This is a genomic window from Pseudomonas sp. KBN12P06040 (genome assembly GCF_037574965.1).
GTDB lineage: Bacteria > Pseudomonadota > Gammaproteobacteria > Pseudomonadales > Pseudomonadaceae > Pseudomonas > Pseudomonas aeruginosa.
This window is the reverse complement of record NZ_JBBELS010000001.1, coordinates 752750-772367: the sequence shown is the minus strand read 5'-3', so window position 1 is coordinate 772367 and position 19618 is coordinate 752750. Positions and strand designations below refer to the sequence as shown.

Here is a 19618-nt window from a genome sequence, read left to right as displayed (position 1 = left end):
AGCCCCGGCTATCGGGATAGCCGGGGCTTGTCGTTGATGCTTAGTTACCGCTCGAGTTCAGCGCTTCGGTCAGTGCGGCTTCCGCCTCGCTGGCACTCACACGCTGCGGCTTGCCGAGGTCGCGCTGACGCTTGCGCTCGCTGTGGTAAGCCAGACCGGTACCGGCCGGGATCAGGCGACCCACGACCACGTTCTCTTTCAGACCACGCAGGAAGTCGCGCTTGCCAGTGACCGCCGCCTCGGTGAGGACGCGGGTGGTCTCCTGGAACGACGCCGCGGAAATGAACGACTCGGTCGACAGGGAGGCCTTGGTGATACCCAGCAGAACCCGCTCGTACTTGGCCGGGAACTTGTCCTCGGTACCGAGCTGTTCGTTCTCTTCCAGCACCTGGGTGAGTTCCACCTGGTCGCCTTTGATGAAGCTGGAGTCGCCGGACTCGCTGACTTCGACCTTGCGCAGCATCTGACGCAGGATGGTCTCGATGTGCTTGTCGTTGATCTTCACGCCCTGCAGACGGTAGACGTCCTGGATCTCGTTGACGATGTACTTCGCCAGCGAGCTCACGCCCAGCAGGCGCAGGATGTCGTGCGGGTTGCTCGGACCGTCGGAGATGACTTCGCCGCGGTTCACCTGTTCGCCTTCGAACACGTTCAGGTGACGCCACTTCGGAATCAGCTCCTCGTACGGATCGCTGCCATCGTTCGGCGTGATGACCAGGCGGCGCTTGCCCTTGGTCTCCTTGCCGAAGGAGATGGTGCCGCTGATTTCCGCCAGGATCGAAGGCTCTTTCGGACGACGAGCCTCGAACAGGTCGGCAACGCGCGGCAGACCACCGGTGATGTCACGGGTCTTCGAGGTTTCCTGCGGGATACGCGCGACAACGTCACCGATGCTCACCTTGGCGCCGTCGGTCAGGTTGACCAGGGCGTTGGCCGGCAGGAAGTACTGCGCCGGTACGTCGGTACCCGGCAGCAGCAGGTCCTTGCCCGCGGCATCGATCAGCTTCACGGCCGGACGGATGTCCTTGCCGGCAGCCGGACGGTCCTTCGGATCCATCACTTCGATGTTGGTCAGGCCGGTCAGTTCGTCGGTCTGACGCTTGACGGTGATGCCCTCTTCCATGCCCACGAAGGCCACGGTACCGTCCACCTCGGTGACGATCGGGTGGGTGTGCGGGTCCCACTTGGCGACGATGGCGCCCGGGTCGACCTTGTCACCTTCCTTGACCGAGATCACCGCACCGTACGGCAGCTTGTAGCGCTCGCGCTCGCGACCGAAGTCGTCGGCAACCGCCAGTTCGCCGGAACGGGAAACCGCGACCAGCGCGCCGTCGGCACGAACCACATGCTTCAGGTTGTGCAGGCGGATGGTGCCGCCGTTCTTCACCTGGACGTTGTCGGCCGCGGAGGTCCGGCTGGCCGCACCACCGATGTGGAAGGTACGCATGGTCAGCTGGGTGCCCGGCTCACCGATGGACTGGGCAGCGATGACACCGACCGCCTCGCCGATGTTGACGCGATGGCCACGGGCCAGGTCGCGGCCGTAGCACATGGCGCAGATGCCATGACGGGTTTCGCAGGTGATCGGGGAACGCACCACCACTTCGTCGACGCTCATCACCTCGAGGAAGTCGACCCACTTCTCGTCGATCAGGGTGCCGGCCGGCACGATGACCTCGTCGCTGCCCGGCTTGAACACGTCGCGCGCGATCACACGGCCGAGCACGCGCTCGCCGAGCGGTTCGACCACGTCGCCGCCTTCGATGTGCGGCGACATCAGCAGGCCGTGCTCGGTACCGCAATCGATCTCGGTCACTACCAGATCCTGGGCCACGTCGACCAGACGACGGGTCAGGTAACCGGAGTTCGCGGTCTTCAGCGCGGTATCCGCCAGACCCTTACGAGCACCGTGGGTGGAGATGAAGTACTGGAGTACGTTCAGGCCTTCCCGGAAGTTCGCGGTGATCGGGGTCTCGATGATCGAGCCGTCCGGCTTGGCCATCAGGCCACGCATACCTGCCAGCTGACGGATCTGGGCCGCGGAGCCCCGCGCACCCGAGTCAGCCATCATGTACATGGAGTTGAAGGACTCCTGGTCGACTTCCTTGCCCTCGCGATCGACGACCTTCTCTTTCGAGAGGTTGGCCATCATCGCCTTGGACACTTCGTCGTTGGCCTTCGACCACAGGTCGATCACCTTGTTGTACTTCTCGCCCTGGGTTACCAGGCCGGAGGCGTACTGGCTCTCGATCTCCTTCACTTCGTCGGTGGCGGCGTTGATGATCCGCGCCTTCTCGTCCGGGATGACGAAGTCGTTGACGCCGATGGACACGCCGGAAATGGTCGAGTAGGCGAAACCGGTGTACATCAGCTGGTCGGCGAAGATGACGGTGTCCTTCAGACCCACCACGCGATAGCAGTGGTTGATCAGCTTGGAGATCGCCTTCTTCTTCATCGACTGGTTGACCACGTCGAACGGCAGGCCGGCCGGAACGACCTGGAACAGCAGCGCGCGGCCGACGGTGGTGTCGACGATACGGGTATTGGCGGTCAGTTGGCCGTCTTCACCCTTGATCTTTTCGTTGATGCGCACTTTCACGCGAGCGTGCAGGGACGCCTGGCCGCTGCGGTAGGCGCGGTCGACTTCCTGCAGGTCGGCGAAGGCCATGCCCTCGCCCTTCGCGTTGATCGCTTCACGGGTCATGTAGTACAGACCCATTACCACGTCCTGCGACGGAACGATGATCGGCTCGCCGTTGGCGGGCGACAGGATGTTGTTGGTGGACATCATCAGCGCGCGCGCTTCCAGCTGGGCCTCGAGGGTCAGCGGAACGTGGACGGCCATCTGGTCACCGTCGAAGTCGGCGTTGTACGCGGCGCAGACCAGCGGGTGCAGCTGGATCGCCTTGCCTTCGATGAGGACCGGCTCGAACGCCTGGATGCCCAGACGGTGCAGGGTCGGCGCACGGTTCAGGAGAACCGGATGCTCGCGGATAACTTCGGCGAGAACGTCCCAGACCTCGGGCAGCTCGCGCTCGACCATTTTCTTGGCGGCCTTGATGGTGGTGGCCATGCCACGACCTTCCAGCTTGCCGAAGATGAACGGCTTGAACAGCTCCAGGGCCATCTTCTTCGGCAGACCGCACTGGTGCAGGCGCAGGGTCGGGCCCACGGTGATCACGGAACGACCGGAGTAGTCCACGCGCTTGCCGAGCAGGTTCTGACGGAAGCGACCTTGCTTGCCCTTGATCATGTCGGCCAGCGACTTCAGCGGACGCTTGTTCGAGCCAGTGATGGCGCGACCGCGACGGCCGTTGTCGAGCAGGGCGTCGACGGCTTCCTGCAGCATGCGCTTTTCGTTGCGCACGATGATGTCCGGAGCGGCCAGGTCGAGCAGGCGCTTCAGACGGTTGTTACGGTTGATCACCCGACGATACAGGTCGTTCAGGTCGGAAGTCGCGAAGCGACCGCCATCCAGCGGAACCAGCGGACGCAGGTCCGGCGGCAGCACCGGCAGGACGGTCAGGACCATCCACTCAGGCTTGTTGCCGGAGCCCTGGAAGGCTTCCATCAGCTTCAGGCGCTTGGACAGCTTCTTGATCTTGGTTTCCGAGTTGGTCTGCGGAATCTCTTCGCGCAGGCGGCCGATCTCGTGCTCCAGATCGATGGCGTTGAGCAGTTCGTGAACGGCTTCGGCGCCCATGCGAGCATCGAAATCGTCACCGAACTCTTCGAGGGCCTCGAAGTATTGCTCGTCGTTCAGCAGCTGGCCCTTTTCCAGGGTGGTCATGCCCGGATCGATCACCACGTAGCTCTCGAAATAGAGCACGCGCTCGATATCGCGCAGGGTCATGTCCAGCAGCAGGCCGATACGGGACGGCAGCGACTTCAGGAACCAGATGTGGGCAACCGGCGAAGCCAGCTCGATGTGGCCCATGCGCTCGCGGCGCACCTTGGCCAGGGCGACTTCCACGCCGCACTTCTCGCAGATCACACCGCGGTGCTTGAGGCGCTTGTACTTGCCGCACAGGCACTCGTAGTCCTTCACCGGGCCGAAGATCTTGGCGCAGAACAGGCCGTCGCGCTCCGGCTTGAAGGTACGGTAGTTGATGGTTTCCGGCTTTTTAACTTCGCCGAAAGACCAGGAACGAATCATCTCGGGCGAAGCCAGGCCAATACGGATGGCATCGAACTCTTCGATTTGACCCTGGTTTTTCAACAGATTAAGCAAGTCTTTCAAGGCCTTTCCTCCTCACGGACCCGGTGCGACCGGCCTTGACCAGCCGCACCGTCTAGCGTCACGTGTTATTCGGTTTCCAGTTCGATGTCGATGCCGAGCGAACGGATCTCTTTGATCAGAACGTTGAAGGACTCGGGCATGCCGGCCTCCATGCGGTGATCGCCGTCCACGATGTTCTTGTACATCTTGGTCCGGCCGTTCACGTCGTCCGACTTGACCGTCAGCATTTCCTGCAGGGTGTACGCCGCGCCATAGGCTTCCAGCGCCCACACCTCCATCTCACCGAAGCGCTGACCACCGAACTGTGCCTTACCACCCAGCGGCTGCTGGGTAACCAGGCTGTACGAGCCGGTGGAACGGGCGTGCATCTTGTCGTCCACCAGGTGGTTCAGCTTGAGCATGTACATGTAGCCGACGGTGGTCGGACGCTCGAACTGGTTGCCGGTACGGCCGTCGAACAGACGCATCTGGCCGCTTTCCGGCAGGTCGGCCAGCTTCAGCATGGCCTTGATCTCGCGTTCCTTGGCGCCATCGAACACCGGGGTCGCCATCGGTACGCCACCGCGCAGGTTCTTGGCCAGCGCGAGGATCTCGTTGTCGCCCAGCTCGTCGAGGTTTTCCTCGCGACCGCCGATCTCGTTGTAGATCTCGTGCAGGAACTTACGCAGTTCGGCGACCTTGCGCTGCTCTTCGAGCATGCGGTTGATCTTCTCGCCCAGCCCCTTGGCCGCGAGGCCCAGGTGGGTTTCGAGGATCTGACCGACGTTCATACGCGACGGTACGCCCAGCGGGTTGAGGACGATGTCGACCGGGGTGCCGTTGGCATCGTGCGGCATGTCTTCCACCGGCATGATCACCGAGACCACACCCTTGTTACCGTGACGGCCGGCCATCTTGTCGCCCGGCTGGATGCGACGCTTGATCGCCAGGTAGACCTTGACGATCTTCAGCACGCCCGGAGCCAGGTCGTCGCCCTGCTGCAGCTTGCGCTTCTTGTCCTCGAACTTGTCGTCCAGGAGCTGGCGACGATCGCTGATGTAGGCCTGGGCCTTCTCCAGCTGTTCGTTCAGGGCGTCGTCGGCCATGCGCAGCTTGAACCACTGGCCGCGCTCGAGACCGTCGAGGTAGTCGTCGGTGATCTCCGTACCCTTCTTCAGCGCCGGGCCACCTTCAGCCTTCGCACCGACCAGGGCGGCACGCAGACGCTCGAAGGTCGCGCCTTCGACGATGCGGAACTCTTCGTTCAGGTCCTTGCGGATCTGGTCGAGTTGCATCTTCTCGATGGACAGCGCGCGGGAGTCGCGCTCGACGCCGTCGCGGGTGAAGACCTGAACGTCGATGACGGTGCCCTTGGTGCCGGTCGGCACACGCAGGGAGGTGTCCTTCACGTCGGACGCCTTCTCACCGAAGATCGCGCGCAGCAGCTTCTCTTCCGGAGTCAGCTGGGTCTCGCCTTTCGGAGTGACCTTGCCGACGAGGATGTCGCCGGCCTGCACTTCGGCGCCGACGTAGACGATACCGGCTTCGTCCAGCTTGTTCAGCGCGGCCTCGCCCACGTTCGGGATGTCCGCGGTGATTTCCTCTGGGCCGAGCTTGGTGTCACGAGCGACGCAGGTCAGTTCCTGGATGTGGATCGTGGTGAAACGATCTTCCTGGACCACGCGCTCGGACAGGCAGATGGAGTCTTCGAAGTTGAAGCCGTTCCAGGGCATGAACGCTACGCGCATGTTCTGGCCCAGGGCCAGTTCGCCCATGTCGGTGGAAGGACCGTCGGCCAAGATGTCGCCGCGCGCGACCACGTCACCCTTGCTCACCAGCGGACGCTGGTTGATGCAGGTGTTCTGGTTGGAACGGGTGTACTTGGTCAGGTTGTAGATGTCGACACCCGCTTCGCCGGTCTCGACCTCGTCATCCGCCACGCGAACCACGACACGGCTGGCATCGACCGAGTCGATCACACCGCCACGGCGAGCCACGACGCAGACGCCGGAGTCGCGCGCCACGTTGCGCTCCATGCCGGTACCCACCAGCGGCTTGTCGGCACGCAGGGTCGGCACGGCCTGACGCTGCATGTTCGAGCCCATGAGTGCGCGGTTGGCGTCATCGTGCTCAAGGAACGGAATCAGCGAGGCAGCGACGGAAACGACCTGCTTCGGCGACACGTCCATCAGGGTCACGTCTTCCGGCGCCTTCACGGTGAATTCGTTCAGGTGACGCACGGCCACCAGTTCGTCCACCAGTTGACCCTTCTCGTTGAGGGTCGCCGAAGCCTGGGCGATGACGTGGTCGGCTTCTTCGATCGCCGACAGGAACACGATCTCGTCGGTTACCAGGCTGTCCTTGACCACGCGGTACGGGCTCTCGAGGAAGCCGTACTTGTTGGTGCGGGCGTAGGTCGCCAGGGAGTTGATCAGACCGATGTTCGGACCTTCAGGGGTTTCGATCGGGCACACGCGGCCGTAGTGGGTCGGGTGTACGTCACGAACCTCGAAGCCCGCTCGCTCACGGGTCAGACCGCCCGGGCCGAGCGCGGAGACGCGGCGCTTGTGGGTGATCTCGGAAAGCGGGTTGTTCTGGTCCATGAACTGCGACAGCTGGCTCGAACCGAAGAACTCCTTGATCGCGGCAGCCACCGGCTTGGCGTTGATCAGGTCCTGCGGCATCAGGCCTTCGCTTTCGGCCATGGACAGGCGTTCCTTGACCGCGCGCTCGACACGCACCAGGCCCACGCGGAACTGGTTCTCGGCCATTTCGCCGACGCAACGGACACGACGGTTGCCCAGGTGGTCGATGTCATCGACGATGCCCTTGCCGTTACGGATGTCGACGAGGGTCTTGAGCACATCGATGATGTCTTCCTTGCTCAGGACGCCCGGACCTTCGATCTCGGTACGACCGATACGGCGGTTGAACTTCATCCGGCCCACGGCCGACAGGTCGTAACGCTCGGCGCTGAAGAACAGGTTGCCGAACAGGGTCTCGGCAGCTTCCTTGGTCGGCGGCTCGCCCGGACGCATCATCCGGTAGATCTCGACCAGGGCTTCCAGCTGGTTGCTGGTGTTGTCGATCTTCAGGGTGTCGGAGATGAACGGACCGCAGTCGATGTCGTTGGTGTACAGGGTCTCGATGCGCACGACCTGGGCCTTGGCCACCTTGGCCAGGAGGTCGAGGGTCAGCTCGGTGTTGCACTCGGCGATGATCTCGCCGGTAGCCGGATGCACGATCGCTTTGGCGATGGTACGGCCGATCAGGTAGTCGAACGGCACTTCCAGCTGGCTCACGCCAGCCTTTTCCAGCTGGTTGATGTGGCGGGCAGTGATACGACGCCCCTGCTCCACGATCACCTTGCCGCTGCCATCCTTGATGTCGATGCTCGCGACTTCACCGCGCAGACGCTGCGGGACCAGTTCCAGGTTCAGGGTCTCGCCCTTGATGTGGAAGACGTTGGTCGCGTAGAAGGCGTTGAGGATCTCTTCGGTGCTGTAGCCGAGCGCGCGCAGCAGTACCGAGGCCGGCAGCTTGCGGCGACGGTCGATACGGACGAACACGCAGTCCTTCGGATCGAACTCGAAGTCCAGCCAGGAACCGCGGTAAGGAATGATCCGCGCGGAGTACAGCAGCTTGCCGGAGCTGTGGGTCTTGCCACGGTCGTGGTCGAAGAACACGCCCGGGGAACGGTGCAGCTGGGAGACGATGACACGCTCGGTACCGTTGATGATGAAGGTACCGTTCTCGGTCATCAGGGGGATTTCCCCCATGTAGACTTCTTGTTCCTTGATGTCCTTGATCGCCTTGTTCGACGACTCGCGGTCGAAGATGATCAGGCGAACTTTCACGCGCAGCGGTACGGCGAAGGTCACGCCGCGCAGCACGCACTCCTTGACATCGAATGCCGGCTCACCCAGACGGTAGCCGACGTATTCCAAGGCAGCATTGCCGGAATAGCTGATAATCGGGAAAACGGACTTGAAGGCCGCGTGCAGACCGATATCGCGGAACTGCTCCTTGGTTGCGCCAGCCTGCAGGAATTCGCGATAGGAATCCAGCTGGATGGCCAGCAAATACGGCACATCCATGACGTCCGGCAACTTGCTAAAGTCCTTGCGGATACGTTTTTTCTCAGTGTATGAGTAAGCCATCAGCGTTCCCCAGCTTGGTCACCTGCTTGTTTGGCGTCTCCGACGGGAGCAGCCGGAAAATCTTGCAGACCCCTTGGCCTGCATTGCCCACTCGGGGCACTTTCACGTCTTGGGTGGAACGCCCGAGGCGAGTCCACCCAGAACGGAAAAAGGCCGGTGGCAAAAGCCACCAGCCATCAGCCTTTCGCTTGACGCTCGGGCTGTAGACGCAAGGTCGTCGCTTACTTGAGCTCGACTTTGGCGCCTGCTTCTTCCAGGGCTTTCTTGGCGGCTTCGGCTTCTTCTTTCGAAGCGCCTTCCTTCACCACGCCCGGAGCGCCGTCTACGACAGCCTTGGCTTCTTTCAGACCCAGACCGGTCAGTTCGCGAACGACCTTGATCACGTTCACTTTCTTGTCGCCAGCTTCGGCCAGGACGATGGTGAACTCGGTCTGCTCTTCGGCAGCGGCAGCAGCCGGGCCAGCAGCGGCAACGGTAGCGGCAGCAGCGGTAACGCCGAACTTCTCTTCCATCGCCTTGATCAGTTCGACCACTTGCATGACGGACATTTCGGATACGGCGTTGATGATGTCTTCGTTGGTCAGAGCCATGACTCTAATTCCTGTATTGGGGGACGGCCTGCGGCCATCGTATTAAACAAATAAGATTGAAAGCGCTTACGAGCCGACTTAGGCGGCAGCAGCTTCTTTCTGGTCGCGAATGGCCGCCAGAGTACGAGCCAGCTTGCTGGTAGCGCCCTGAATCACGCTCATCAGCTGCGATACGGCTTCGTCGTAGGTCGGCAGGCTTGCCAGTACGTCGATCTGATTGGCTGCGAGGAACTGACCCTCGAAGGCAGCCGCCTTGATCTCGAACTTGTCCTGACCCTTGGCGAACTCACGGAAGATACGAGCGGCAGCGCCCGGATGTTCGTTGGAGAAAGCGATCAGGGTCGGGCCTTTGAACACGTCGTTGAGCACGTCGAACTGGGTGCCTTCAACGGCGCGCTTGAGCAGGGTGTTACGTACGACTTTCACGTACACACCAGCTTCGCGGGCCTCTTTACGGAGTCCGGTCATGGCGCCTACGGTCACGCCACGGGCATCGGCCACGACAGCGGACAGGGCAGCTTTGGCAGCCTCGTTGACTTCAGCGACGATGGCCTTCTTGTCTTCGAGTTTAATTGCCACGGGTTTACTCCTGGATGTTACCGTTTCGTCCAGCCGGGGCCGGACGTCGTTTTGGTGTCTGATTCGGTAACCGAATCGGGAGCACCATCTGCGTAGGCTTGTGGTTTAAGGCTTGCGCCACCTACGGTCTTGGATAGCCCCCGCCAGGCAGGGACCCCAATACCTGTGCAGCGGGCAGAACCCGCTGCACGATTTCACTTAGGCTTCCAGGGAAGCCAGGTCGATCTGCAGGCCCGGACCCATGGTGGTGCTCAGGGTCACGCGCTTGACGTACACGCCTTTCGACGAGGACGGCTTCAGGCGCTTCAGGTCAGCCAGCAGTGCTTCAACGTTCTGCTGCAGCTTGGCCGGTTCGAAATCGACCTTACCGACGGAGCTGTGGATGATGCCGTTCTTGTCGGTACGGAAACGTACCTGACCAGCTTTGGCATTCTTCACGGCGGTAGCGACGTCCGGAGTCACGGTGCCGACTTTCGGGTTCGGCATCAGACCACGCGGGCCGAGGATCTGGCCCAGCTGACCGACGACACGCATGGCATCCGGGGAAGCGATGACGACGTCGTAGTTCAGGTCGCCGCCTTTCATTTCGGCAGCCAGCTCGTCCATGCCCACCTTGTCGGCGCCGGCAGCCAGAGCGGCTTCGGCAGCCGGACCCTGGGTGAAGACGGCAACGCGGACGCTCTTGCCGGTGCCGTTCGGCAGGACGGTGGCACCACGAACGACCTGGTCGGATTTACGCGGATCGACGCCAAGGTTCACGGCAACGTCCACGGACTCCTTGAACTTGATGGTGGACAGCTCGGCCAGCAGCTTGGCGGCCTCTTCGAAGCTGTACTGCTTGCCGGCAACTACTTTCTCGGCAATCGCCTTCTGGCGCTTGGTCAGCTTAGCCATTACACACCCTCCACGTTCAGGCCCATGCTGCGCGCGGAGCCAGCGATGGTACGTACAGCAGCGTCCAGATCAGCAGCGGTCAGGTCAGCCTGCTTGGTCTTGGCGATCTCTTCCAGCTGGGCACGGGTAACGGTGCCGACTTTCTGGGAGTTCGGACGAGCGGAGCCGCTGGTGATGCCAGCTGCTTTTTTCAGCAGGACGGCAGCCGGGGTGCTCTTGGTTTCGAAGGTGAAGCTACGGTCGCTGTAAACGGTGATGATCACAGGAGTCGGCAGGCCCGGCTCTTGGCCTTGGGTCTTGGCGTTGAACGCCTTGCAGAATTCCATGATGTTCACGCCGTGCTGACCCAGGGCAGGGCCGACCGGCGGCGACGGGTTGGCCTGACCGGCCTTTACTTGCAGCTTGATATAAGCCTGGATTTTCTTAGCCATTTGCTACTCCAAATTCGGGTACAAGCGCCTGAAGGCTCCCCGGTTGCTTTCGCGTTTATCCCAGTGACGACAAAACCCCGCAGCCTTGGGCTGCGGGGTGAGGGATGCGTTTTCAGCTAGACCTTTTCGACCTGACTGAACTCCAGCTCCACCGGGGTAGAGCGGCCAAAGATGAGCACGGCCACTTGGATCCGGCTCTTCTCGTAGTTAACTTCTTCGACGACACCATTGAAGTCGGCGAAAGGACCATCGATGACACGAACGGTCTCGCCCGGCTCGAACAGGGTCTTCGGCTTGGGCTTGTCGCCGCTATCGGCCACGCGACGCAGGATTGCATCAGCCTCACGATCGGTGATCGGAGCCGGCTTGTCGGCAGTCCCGCCGATGAAGCCCATGACGCGCGGGGTATCCTTCACCAGGTGCCAGGTACCTTCGTTCATTTCCATCTGAACCAGCACATAGCCAGGGAAGAATTTGCGCTCGCTCTTGCGCTTCTGGCCGTTCCGCATCTCCACCACTTCCTCGGTGGGAACCAGAATCTCGCCGAACTCTTCTTCCATGCCAGCAAGCTTGACACGCTCGATCAGCGAGCGCATGACATGCTTCTCGTAGCCCGAGTATGCATGCACAACGTACCAACGCTTAGCCACGGCGCACCCTTAACCTACAATCATGGAAACCAACCAACCCAGCAGGGAATCGAGCCCCCACAGCAGCAGCGCCATTACCAGCACTACCGCGACCACGATCAGAGTGGTCTGAGTTGTTTCTTGACGACTCGGCCATACGACCTTGCGAATCTCGACGCGCGCTTCCTTAGCAAGACTAAAGAAGGCCTGCCCCTTGGCCGTTTGCAGAGCCAGGAAGGCAGCGATCACCGCCAGAACGAGAATACCGAGAACGCGATACAGGATTGGTTGAGCCGAAAAGTACTGATTGCCCACAACGGCAACCACAACCAGAACGGCAACCAAGAGCCATTTCAAGAGATCAAAACGTGATTCTTTGGCTTCTGCCTTGGCATTCATCTGTTAGGAATCTCGTGAAGAAAAGCCAGATTTACTTGGGAAATCTGGCAGGCCAGGAGGGAATCGAACCCCCAACCTGCGGTTTTGGAGACCGCCGCTCTGCCAATTGAGCTACTGGCCTGAAGCAAAATCAGGCCGACCATTATGCCGGCCTGAGAGGGGAAGATCAACCGATATTATTCGATGATCTTGGCAACCACGCCGGCGCCAACGGTACGGCCGCCTTCGCGGATCGCGAAGCGCAGGCCATCTTCCATGGCGATCGGAGCGATCAGGGTGACAACCATCTTGATGTTGTCGCCCGGCATTACCATCTCTACGCCTTCCGGCAGTTCGCAGTTACCGGTCACGTCGGTGGTACGGAAGTAGAACTGCGGACGGTAGCCCTTGAAGAACGGGGTGTGACGACCACCTTCTTCCTTGGACAGCACGTACACTTCGCACTCGAACTTGGTGTGCGGCTTGATGGTGCCCGGCTTGGCCAGAACCTGGCCACGCTCTACGTCTTCACGCTTGGTGCCGCGCAGCAGGATACCAACGTTCTCACCAGCACGACCTTCGTCGAGCAGCTTGCGGAACATTTCAACGCCGGTGCAGGTGGTCTTGGTGGTCGCCTTGATGCCGACGATTTCCACTTCTTCCTGGACCTTGATGATGCCGCGCTCTACACGACCGGTTACCACGGTACCGCGGCCGGAGATCGAGAACACGTCTTCGATCGGCATCAGGAACGGCTGGTCGATGGCACGAACCGGCTCCGGAATGTAGGAATCCAGGGTCTCTACCAGCTTCTGCACGGCACTTACGCCGATGCCGTTGTCATCCTTGCCTTCCAGCGCCATCAGCGCGGAACCGATGATGATCGGAGTGTCGTCGCCCGGGAAGTCGTAGGTGTTCAGCAGATCGCGAACTTCCATCTCGACCAGTTCCAGCAGCTCGGCGTCGTCGACCATGTCGGCCTTGTTCAGGAACACGACGATGTAGGGAACGCCTACCTGGCGGGACAGCAGGATGTGCTCGCGGGTCTGCGGCATGGGGCCGTCGGCAGCCGAGCAAACCAGGATCGCGCCGTCCATCTGGGCAGCACCGGTGATCATGTTCTTCACGTAGTCGGCGTGACCGGGGCAGTCAACGTGAGCGTAGTGACGAACAGCGGAATCGTATTCAACGTGCGAGGTGTTGATGGTGATACCGCGGGCCTTTTCTTCCGGCGCGTTGTCGATCTGATCGAAAGCACGAGCGGAACCACCCCAGGTGTCGGAGCAGACCTTGGTCAGTGCAGCGGTCAGAGTGGTCTTGCCATGGTCAACGTGACCGATGGTGCCGACGTTGACGTGCGGCTTGTTCCGTTCAAATTTTTCTTTAGCCATGGAGACCATCCCCTTCAAGGAATTGAGCGGATCACGCTACCATTAGAACAAGGGCAGATATTTTCATATCTGCCCCTGGATAAATGGAGCTCATGAGCGGATTTGAACCGCTGACCTCACCCTTACCAAGGGTGTGCTCTACCAACTGAGCTACATGAGCGAAACACAAGCAACTTGACTGGAGCGGGTAGCGGGAATCGAACCCGCATCATCAGCTTGGAAGGCTGAGGTTCTACCACTGAACTATACCCGCGGAGCCCGAAGCTCACGCTTTTAAACTGGTGGAGGGAGAAGGATTCGAACCTTCGAAGTCTATGACGTCAGATTTACAGTCTGATCCCTTTGGCCACTCGGGAATCCCTCCAAACTGGTGGGCGGCATTCTCTACGTCTGCCACCTTGCTGTCAAGAGTTTTCTCTTAAAAAACCTGAACTTAGGTTTCAACAGCAACTTCATGGTAGGAGTCTTTCAGCCTTCCCCCTGCGAAGCGGGCGCCATTCTATGCAAACCATCAGGGGGATGCAACACCTTTGCACGACATTATTTGATGCTGCAATCCCTTGAAGTCCCGAGCCAGCTCCTGGAGCAGTTGCTCATCCACCAGGCGCCGGCTGCCGGGGGCCACCCTTACCCAGAAATCACGCTGCCCGCGGGGCAATTCCTTCAGCTCCGCCTCGTAACCTGCCGTCTTGAGACGCACCTGCGCACTTTCAGCCGAATCCCGCGCGGAAAACATCCCCAAAGAAATGCCATTGGCCAGCACTCCCTCGCCAATCAGGTAGCTGTCGATATTGCGCGCCTGAAGCTCCTTCAACTGACGAAGCGCAGCCTCCCGCGAGGCTAGCGGAGGAAGATAGACCCAGTAATCGACGCTCATCTCCCCACGGGCCTCGACCTCCGCCTCGATATCCAGACCCAGCAGGCGCTGCTGCAACCTTCGGGCATCCGCCTCCTCACCGCCTCCGCCAAGATAGAGACAGGCGGACTCCGATGCGATCGACTCTTCGGCAGCCGGAGGCACACTCGGCGCCGGCACCTGCGATCCCGAGCGCGCCCTGGAAGCAAGGTTGCTCTCGGCCAACAGCAGAATGTTCTTCTGCCCATCCTTATAGAGTTCCAGCGGTGCGATTTCCTTGGCCCGTAGCGGGGATTGCTGCTGGTGCCAGACGTAGTAGAAGACGTTCAGGGCCAGGAGAAACAGGAAGAACCAGCGCATAGATCCTCTCACTCAATCGGGCAAGCCAGTGCCAGCCCTACGAAAACCAGGTCCGGCATGATCCGGGCGCCAGCCAGTTCGTCGCGAACCAGTTCGGCATCCCCACCCGTCAGGAATATTTCACAATCCGGACCGAGCAGCTCGCACGCCATGGCGTACTGCTCACGAACGAACCCCCTGAGCATGAGCAGACAACCCCGCTCAACCGCCTCGGCCGTGGCCTGCCCTGGCTGGAGACTGGCAAGCGCCCGCCGGGCCTCTGCATCGTCGTAGCGGATACGTCGGGTATGGGTGCGCAACTGGCTTCTCATCAGGGTCATGCCCGGGCATATGTAGCCCCCCAGATGCACTCCATCCGCCGCGACCAGGTCAGAGGTGACCGCGGTCCCCAGATCAATGACCAGGCAGGCCTTCTTAGCCAGGTGATGAGCCGCGACGAGGGCCAACCAGCGGTCGAGCCCCAGGCGCTGGTAGTCGAGATAGCCGTTGCGCACTCCCGCCAACTGCTTGCCGGATGATGCAACCAGCGCCGAAACCGGGAACAGCTGCTCCAACCGTGCGACCAGTTGCGAGGTTTCCTGCTCGCTGCGAACGCTCACCAGGCGACAGGCTCGCACTGGCAGCGCTTGCTGCGATGTTAACTGTTCGACCAGGGCATCATCGGACTCCGCAAGGCCACCGGCGACCGACCGTGCCGCGCCCTCGATGACCCGCCACTTGATCAGCGAGTTTCCACAGTCGAGCTCAAGAATCATTGACGCAACCTCAAACTAAGCTCCCCTCCACTGAACCTCTGCTCCACGCCATCCACCTCGAGACGCAGCGCTCCTCGGCTATCGACACCCAGCACACGACCCTCGATGGAACTCAGGGCAGTCGAGAGAATGACCTGGGCACCCTGCCAGAGATTGCAGGACTCCCACTCCTCGCGACTTGCAGCAAAGCCTTCGCGCGAATGCCTATCGAGATAATCGGCCAACTGCCGATTGAGAGCAGAAAGCAGCCGCGAACGATCCACCAGTTCCCCCAGCGCTTCGCGCAGGGAGGTCCAAGGCTGGCCGATATCAGTGGCGGTCTTCATGTTGACGTTGATCCCTATGCCGATAACGACATGACACAGATCCGCGGGGTCGCCACTCAGCTCCAGGAGAATTCCGGCGATCTTCTTGCCTCCCTGCAGAACGTCGTTCGGCCACTTCAACCCGGCGTCCCGGACGTCCAAGGACTCCAGGGCCCGGAGCACCGCGAGACCGACAACCAAGCTCAACCCTTCGAGCTCCCGAGCGCCCCCCCTGACAGTAATGGCCAGAGAATAATAGAGGTTCTCTCCATAGGGACTGACCCAGGCTCGGCCGCGACGTCCACGCCCGGCAGTCTGCTGCTCGGCGACGATAACGAAAGGCGTCGAGGCTCCAGCCGCGAGCCTGCGCATGGCCTCGCTATTGGTTGAATCGACGGTGGGCATGATCTCGACAGGCCAGAGGCTGTCGATCTTCCGCGGATCCAGGAGACTGAGGGGACTCGCCAGGCGGTAACCCCGGCCACGCACCTTGTGGAACTGCAGGCCATGTTCAGCCTCCAGGTGCTGCAAGCGTTTCCAGACTGCACTGCGACTGATGCCCAGTACCGCCCCCAACTCCTCACCGGAGTGGAATCGCCCGTCTTGAAGTAGTTTCAGCAAGGTCTGCATAGACGCCCCACACTAGCCAGGCACGCATCATATAGAGGCACTTGCGCTTTGCCTACGAAAAGCCCTGCCGTATAGCTGCCTTTTCCCCGGATTTTCGCAGACTTTTCCGCGCGCAAAAGCAAAACCCCTGGTCATCACTGACCAGGGGTTTTGGGATAGGAGCTTGACGATGACCTACTCTCACATGGGGAGACCCCACACTACCATCGGCGATGCGTCGTTTCACTTCTGAGTTCGGGAAGGGATCAGGTGGTTCCAACGCTCTATGATCGTCAAGCAATTCGGTTGGATATCCGTTCGCTTGGGCTTACGTCTATCCGGATTCAGGTATGTGATTTCAAGGTGTTTTGCGGTTCATGCGAACTTTCGGTTCGTCGACTTCACCTTACAACACACAATCGTCAGATTGTTTGGGTGTTATATGGTCAAGCCTCACGGGCAATTAGTACTGGTTAGCTCAACGCCTCACAACGCTTACACACCCAGCCTATCAACGTCGTAGTCTTCGACGGCCCTTCAGGGGAATCAAGTTCCCAGTGAGATCTCATCTTGAGGCAAGTTTCCCGCTTAGATGCTTTCAGCGGTTATCTTTTCCGAACATAGCTACCCGGCAATGCCACTGGCGTGACAACCGGAACACCAGAGGTTCGTCCACTCCGGTCCTCTCGTACTAGGAGCAGCCCCTCTCAAATCTCAAACGTCCACGGCAGATAGGGACCGAACTGTCTCACGACGTTCTAAACCCAGCTCGCGTACCACTTTAAATGGCGAACAGCCATACCCTTGGGACCGGCTTCAGCCCCAGGATGTGATGAGCCGACATCGAGGTGCCAAACACCGCCGTCGATATGAACTCTTGGGCGGTATCAGCCTGTTATCCCCGGAGTACCTTTTATCCGTTGAGCGATGGCCCTTCCATACAGAACCACCGGATCACTAAGACCTACTTTCGTACCTGCTCGACGTGTCTGTCTCGCAGTCAAGCGCGCTTTTGCCTTTATACTCTGCGACCGATTTCCGACCGGTCTGAGCGCACCTTCGTACTCCTCCGTTACTCTTTAGGAGGAGACCGCCCCAGTCAAACTGCCCACCATACACTGTCCTCGATCCGGATCACGGACCAGAGTTAGAACCTCAAGCATGCCAGGGTGGTATTTCAAGGATGGCTCCACGCGAACTGGCGTCCACGCTTCAAAGCCTCCCACCTATCCTACACAAGCAGGCTCAAAGTCCAGTGCAAAGCTACAGTAAAGGTTCACGGGGTCTTTCCGTCTAGCCGCGGATACACTGCATCTTCACAGCGATTTCAATTTCACTGAGTCTCGGGTGGAGACAGCGCCGCCATCGTTACGCCATTCGTGCAGGTCGGAACTTACCCGACAAGGAATTTCGCTACCTTAGGACCGTTATAGTTACGGCCGCCGTTTACCGGGGCTTCGATCAAGAGCTTCGCTTGCGCTAACCCCATCAATTAACCTTCCGGCACCGGGCAGGCGTCACACCCTATACGTCCACTTTCGTGTTTGCAGAGTGCTGTGTTTTTAATAAACAGTCGCAGCGGCCTGGTATCTTCGACCAGCCAGGGCTTACGGAGTAAATCCTTCACCCTAGCCGGCGCACCTTCTCCCGAAGTTACGGTGCCATTTTGCCTAGTTCCTTCACCCGAGTTCTCTCAAGCGCCTTGGTATTCTCTACCCGACCACCTGTGTCGGTTTGGGGTACGGTTCCTGGTTACCTGAAGCTTAGAAGCTTTTCTTGGAAGCATGGCATCAACCACTTCGTCATCTAAAAGACGACTCGTCATCAGCTCTCGGCCTTGAAACCCCGGATTTACCTAAGATTTCAGCCTACCACCTTAAACTTGGACAACCAACGCCAAGCTGGCCTAGCCTTCTCCGTCCCTCCATCGCAGTAACCAGAAGTACAGGAATATTAACCTGTTTCCCATCGACTACGCTTTTCAGCCTCGCCTTAGGAACCGACTAACCCTGCGTCGATTAACGTTGCGCAGGAACCCTTGGTCTTTCGGCGTGGGTGTTTTTCACACCCATTGTCGTTACTCATGTCAGCATTCGCACTTCTGATACCTCCAGCAAGCTTCTCAACTCACCTTCACAGGCTTACAGAACGCTCCTCTACCGCGTCACTTGCGTGACACCCGCAGCTTCGGTGTGTGGTTTGAGCCCCGTTACATCTTCCGCGCAGGCCGACTCGACTAGTGAGCTATTACGCTTTCTTTAAAGGGTGGCTGCTTCTAAGCCAACCTCCTAGCTGTCTAAGCCTTCCCACATCGTTTACCACTTAACCACAACTTTGGGACCTTAGCTGGCGGTCTGGGTTGTTTCCCTTTTCACGACGGACGTTAGCACCCGCCGTGTGTCTCCCATGCTCGGCACTTCTGGGTATTCGGAGTTTGCATCGGTTTGGTAAGTCGGGATGACCCCCTAGCCGAAACAGTGCTCTACCCCCCAGAGTGATACATGAGGCGCTACCTAAATAGCTTTCGAGGAGAACCAGCTATCTCCGAGCTTGATTAGCCTTTCACTCCGATCCACAAGTCATCCCCTACCTTTTCAACGGGAGTGGGTTCGGTCCTCCAGTCAGTGTTACCTAACCTTCAACCTGCTCATGGATAGATCGCCCGGTTTCGGGTCTATACCCAGCGACTAAACGCCCTATTAAGACTCGCTTTCGCTACGCCTACCCTATACGGTTAAGCTTGCCACTGAATATAAGTCGCTGACCCATTATACAAAAGGTACGCAGTCACCTAACAAGTAGGCTCCCACTGCTTGTACGCATACGGTTTCAGGTTCTATTTCACTCCCCTCTCCGGGGTTCTTTTCGCCTTTCCCTCACGGTACTGGTTCACTATCGGTCAGTCAGTAGTATTTAGCCTTGGAGGATGGTCCCCCCATGTTCAGACAAAGTTTCTCGTGCTCCGTCCTACTCGATTTCACTTCAAAGATCCTTTCGCGTACGGGGCTATCACCCACTATGGCCGCACTTTCCAGAGCGTTCCGCTAAAATCAATGAAGCTTAAGGGCTAATCCCCGTTCGCTCGCCACTACTAAGGGAATCTCGGTTGATTTCTTTTCCTCAGGGTACTTAGATGTTTCAGTTCCCCTGGTTCGCCTCTTGCACCTATGGATTCAGTACAAGATACCTAGGTTATCCTAGGTGGGTTCCCCCATTCAGAGATCTCCGGATCAAAGTCTGTTTGCCGACTCCCCGAAGCTTTTCGCAGGCTACCACGTCTTTCATCGCCTCTGACTGCCAAGGCATCCACCGTATGCGCTTCTTCACTTGACCATATAACCCCAAGCAATCTGGTTATACTGTGAAGACGACATTCGCCGAAAATTCGCGCTTGAACTCGCAAATTTTACCTTGACTTGAATGATCACCAGTGAAAGAGATCATTCAGTCTTACTTCTATCA

12 protein-coding genes, 4 tRNA genes and 2 rRNA genes are annotated in these 19618 nt (G+C 59.5%); all 18 read right to left on the bottom strand.

Annotated features, from left to right (window positions below):
* Positions 1-40: 40 nt before the first annotated feature.
* The gene (rpoC, locus tag VQ067_RS03645) at positions 41-4240 is read right to left on the bottom strand and encodes a DNA-directed RNA polymerase subunit beta' (protein WP_003093745.1); all 4200 of its coding nucleotides are present in this window, start codon (positions 4238-4240) and stop codon (positions 41-43) included.
* A gap of 65 nt (positions 4241-4305) precedes the next feature.
* On the bottom strand, positions 4306-8379 hold the full coding sequence (rpoB, locus tag VQ067_RS03640) for a DNA-directed RNA polymerase subunit beta (RefSeq protein WP_003093746.1): 4074 nt from the start codon (positions 8377-8379) through the stop codon (positions 4306-4308).
* Between the two features lie 221 nt (positions 8380-8600).
* Complete coding sequence (gene rplL, locus VQ067_RS03635; protein WP_003093747.1) at positions 8601-8969, bottom strand: 50S ribosomal protein L7/L12; 369 nt, start codon at positions 8967-8969, stop codon at positions 8601-8603.
* Positions 8970-9047: 78 nt separating this feature from the next.
* The gene (rplJ, locus tag VQ067_RS03630) at positions 9048-9548 is read right to left on the bottom strand and encodes a 50S ribosomal protein L10 (protein WP_003093748.1); all 501 of its coding nucleotides are present in this window, start codon (positions 9546-9548) and stop codon (positions 9048-9050) included.
* A 198-nt stretch (positions 9549-9746) separates the two neighbouring features.
* Positions 9747-10442 (bottom strand): 50S ribosomal protein L1, encoded by a 696-nt coding sequence (rplA, locus tag VQ067_RS03625; protein ID WP_003093749.1) that lies wholly within the window; start codon positions 10440-10442, stop codon positions 9747-9749.
* On the bottom strand, positions 10442-10873 hold the full coding sequence (gene rplK / locus VQ067_RS03620) for a 50S ribosomal protein L11 (RefSeq protein ID WP_003093751.1): 432 nt from the start codon (positions 10871-10873) through the stop codon (positions 10442-10444). Before rplK ends, rplA begins: the two co-directional genes overlap by 1 nt.
* Before the next feature lie 116 nt (positions 10874-10989).
* The gene (nusG, locus tag VQ067_RS03615; RefSeq protein WP_003108028.1) at positions 10990-11523 is read right to left on the bottom strand and encodes a transcription termination/antitermination protein NusG; all 534 of its coding nucleotides are present in this window, start codon (positions 11521-11523) and stop codon (positions 10990-10992) included.
* Between the two features lie 9 nt (positions 11524-11532).
* Positions 11533-11901 (bottom strand): preprotein translocase subunit SecE, encoded by a 369-nt coding sequence (gene secE, locus VQ067_RS03610; RefSeq protein ID WP_003108030.1) that lies wholly within the window; start codon positions 11899-11901, stop codon positions 11533-11535.
* A gap of 45 nt (positions 11902-11946) precedes the next feature.
* A tRNA-Trp gene (locus VQ067_RS03605) sits at positions 11947-12022 on the bottom strand.
* A gap of 55 nt (positions 12023-12077) precedes the next feature.
* Positions 12078-13271: an elongation factor Tu gene (tuf, locus tag VQ067_RS03600; RefSeq protein WP_003115146.1), complete on the bottom strand. Its 1194-nt coding sequence runs from the start codon at positions 13269-13271 to the stop codon at positions 12078-12080.
* An 84-nt stretch (positions 13272-13355) separates the two neighbouring features.
* A tRNA-Thr gene (locus tag VQ067_RS03595) sits at positions 13356-13431 on the bottom strand.
* A gap of 19 nt (positions 13432-13450) precedes the next feature.
* Positions 13451-13524 (bottom strand) — tRNA-Gly (locus VQ067_RS03590).
* 26 nt (positions 13525-13550) lie between these two features.
* Positions 13551-13635: transfer RNA gene (locus VQ067_RS03585), tRNA-Tyr, on the bottom strand.
* A 147-nt stretch (positions 13636-13782) separates the two neighbouring features.
* Positions 13783-14487: an SPOR domain-containing protein gene (locus VQ067_RS03580; protein ID WP_003112013.1), complete on the bottom strand. Its 705-nt coding sequence runs from the start codon at positions 14485-14487 to the stop codon at positions 13783-13785.
* Positions 14488-14495: 8 nt separating this feature from the next.
* Positions 14496-15242 (bottom strand): pantothenate kinase, encoded by a 747-nt coding sequence (locus VQ067_RS03575; RefSeq protein WP_003093768.1) that lies wholly within the window; start codon positions 15240-15242, stop codon positions 14496-14498.
* Entirely contained in the window at positions 15239-16177 is a 939-nt protein-coding gene (birA, locus tag VQ067_RS03570) for a bifunctional biotin--[acetyl-CoA-carboxylase] ligase/biotin operon repressor BirA (protein WP_033991864.1), read from the bottom strand. The genes VQ067_RS03575 and birA overlap by 4 nt, the downstream gene beginning before the upstream one ends.
* Before the next feature lie 161 nt (positions 16178-16338).
* Positions 16339-16454: ribosomal RNA gene (rrf, locus tag VQ067_RS03565) — 5S ribosomal RNA — on the bottom strand.
* Between the two features lie 144 nt (positions 16455-16598).
* A 23S ribosomal RNA gene (locus VQ067_RS03560) occupies positions 16599-19489 on the bottom strand.
* Positions 19490-19618: the final 129 nt, after the last annotated feature.

Bases quoted from the DNA above. Each gene is read 5' to 3' on its own strand.
- rplK (WP_003093751.1), bottom strand. From the start codon at position 10,873: ATGGCTAAGAAAATCCAGGCTTATATCAAGCTGCAAGTAAAGGCCGGT.
- VQ067_RS03575 (WP_003093768.1), bottom strand. From the start codon at position 15,242: ATGATTCTTGAGCTCGACTGTGGAAACTCGCTGATCAAGTGGCGGGTC.
- VQ067_RS03580 (WP_003112013.1), bottom strand. From the start codon at position 14,487: ATGCGCTGGTTCTTCCTGTTTCTCCTGGCCCTGAACGTCTTCTACTAC.
- rplL (WP_003093747.1), bottom strand. From the start codon at position 8,969: ATGGCTCTGACCAACGAAGACATCATCAACGCCGTATCCGAAATGTCC.
- secE (WP_003108030.1), bottom strand. From the start codon at position 11,901: ATGAATGCCAAGGCAGAAGCCAAAGAATCACGTTTTGATCTCTTGAAA.
- birA (WP_033991864.1), bottom strand. From the start codon at position 16,177: ATGCAGACCTTGCTGAAACTACTTCAAGACGGGCGATTCCACTCCGGT.
- tuf (WP_003115146.1), bottom strand. From the start codon at position 13,271: ATGGCTAAAGAAAAATTTGAACGGAACAAGCCGCACGTCAACGTCGGC.
- rpoB (WP_003093746.1), bottom strand. From the start codon at position 8,379: ATGGCTTACTCATACACTGAGAAAAAACGTATCCGCAAGGACTTTAGC.
- rplA (WP_003093749.1), bottom strand. From the start codon at position 10,442: ATGGCTAAGCTGACCAAGCGCCAGAAGGCGATTGCCGAGAAAGTAGTT.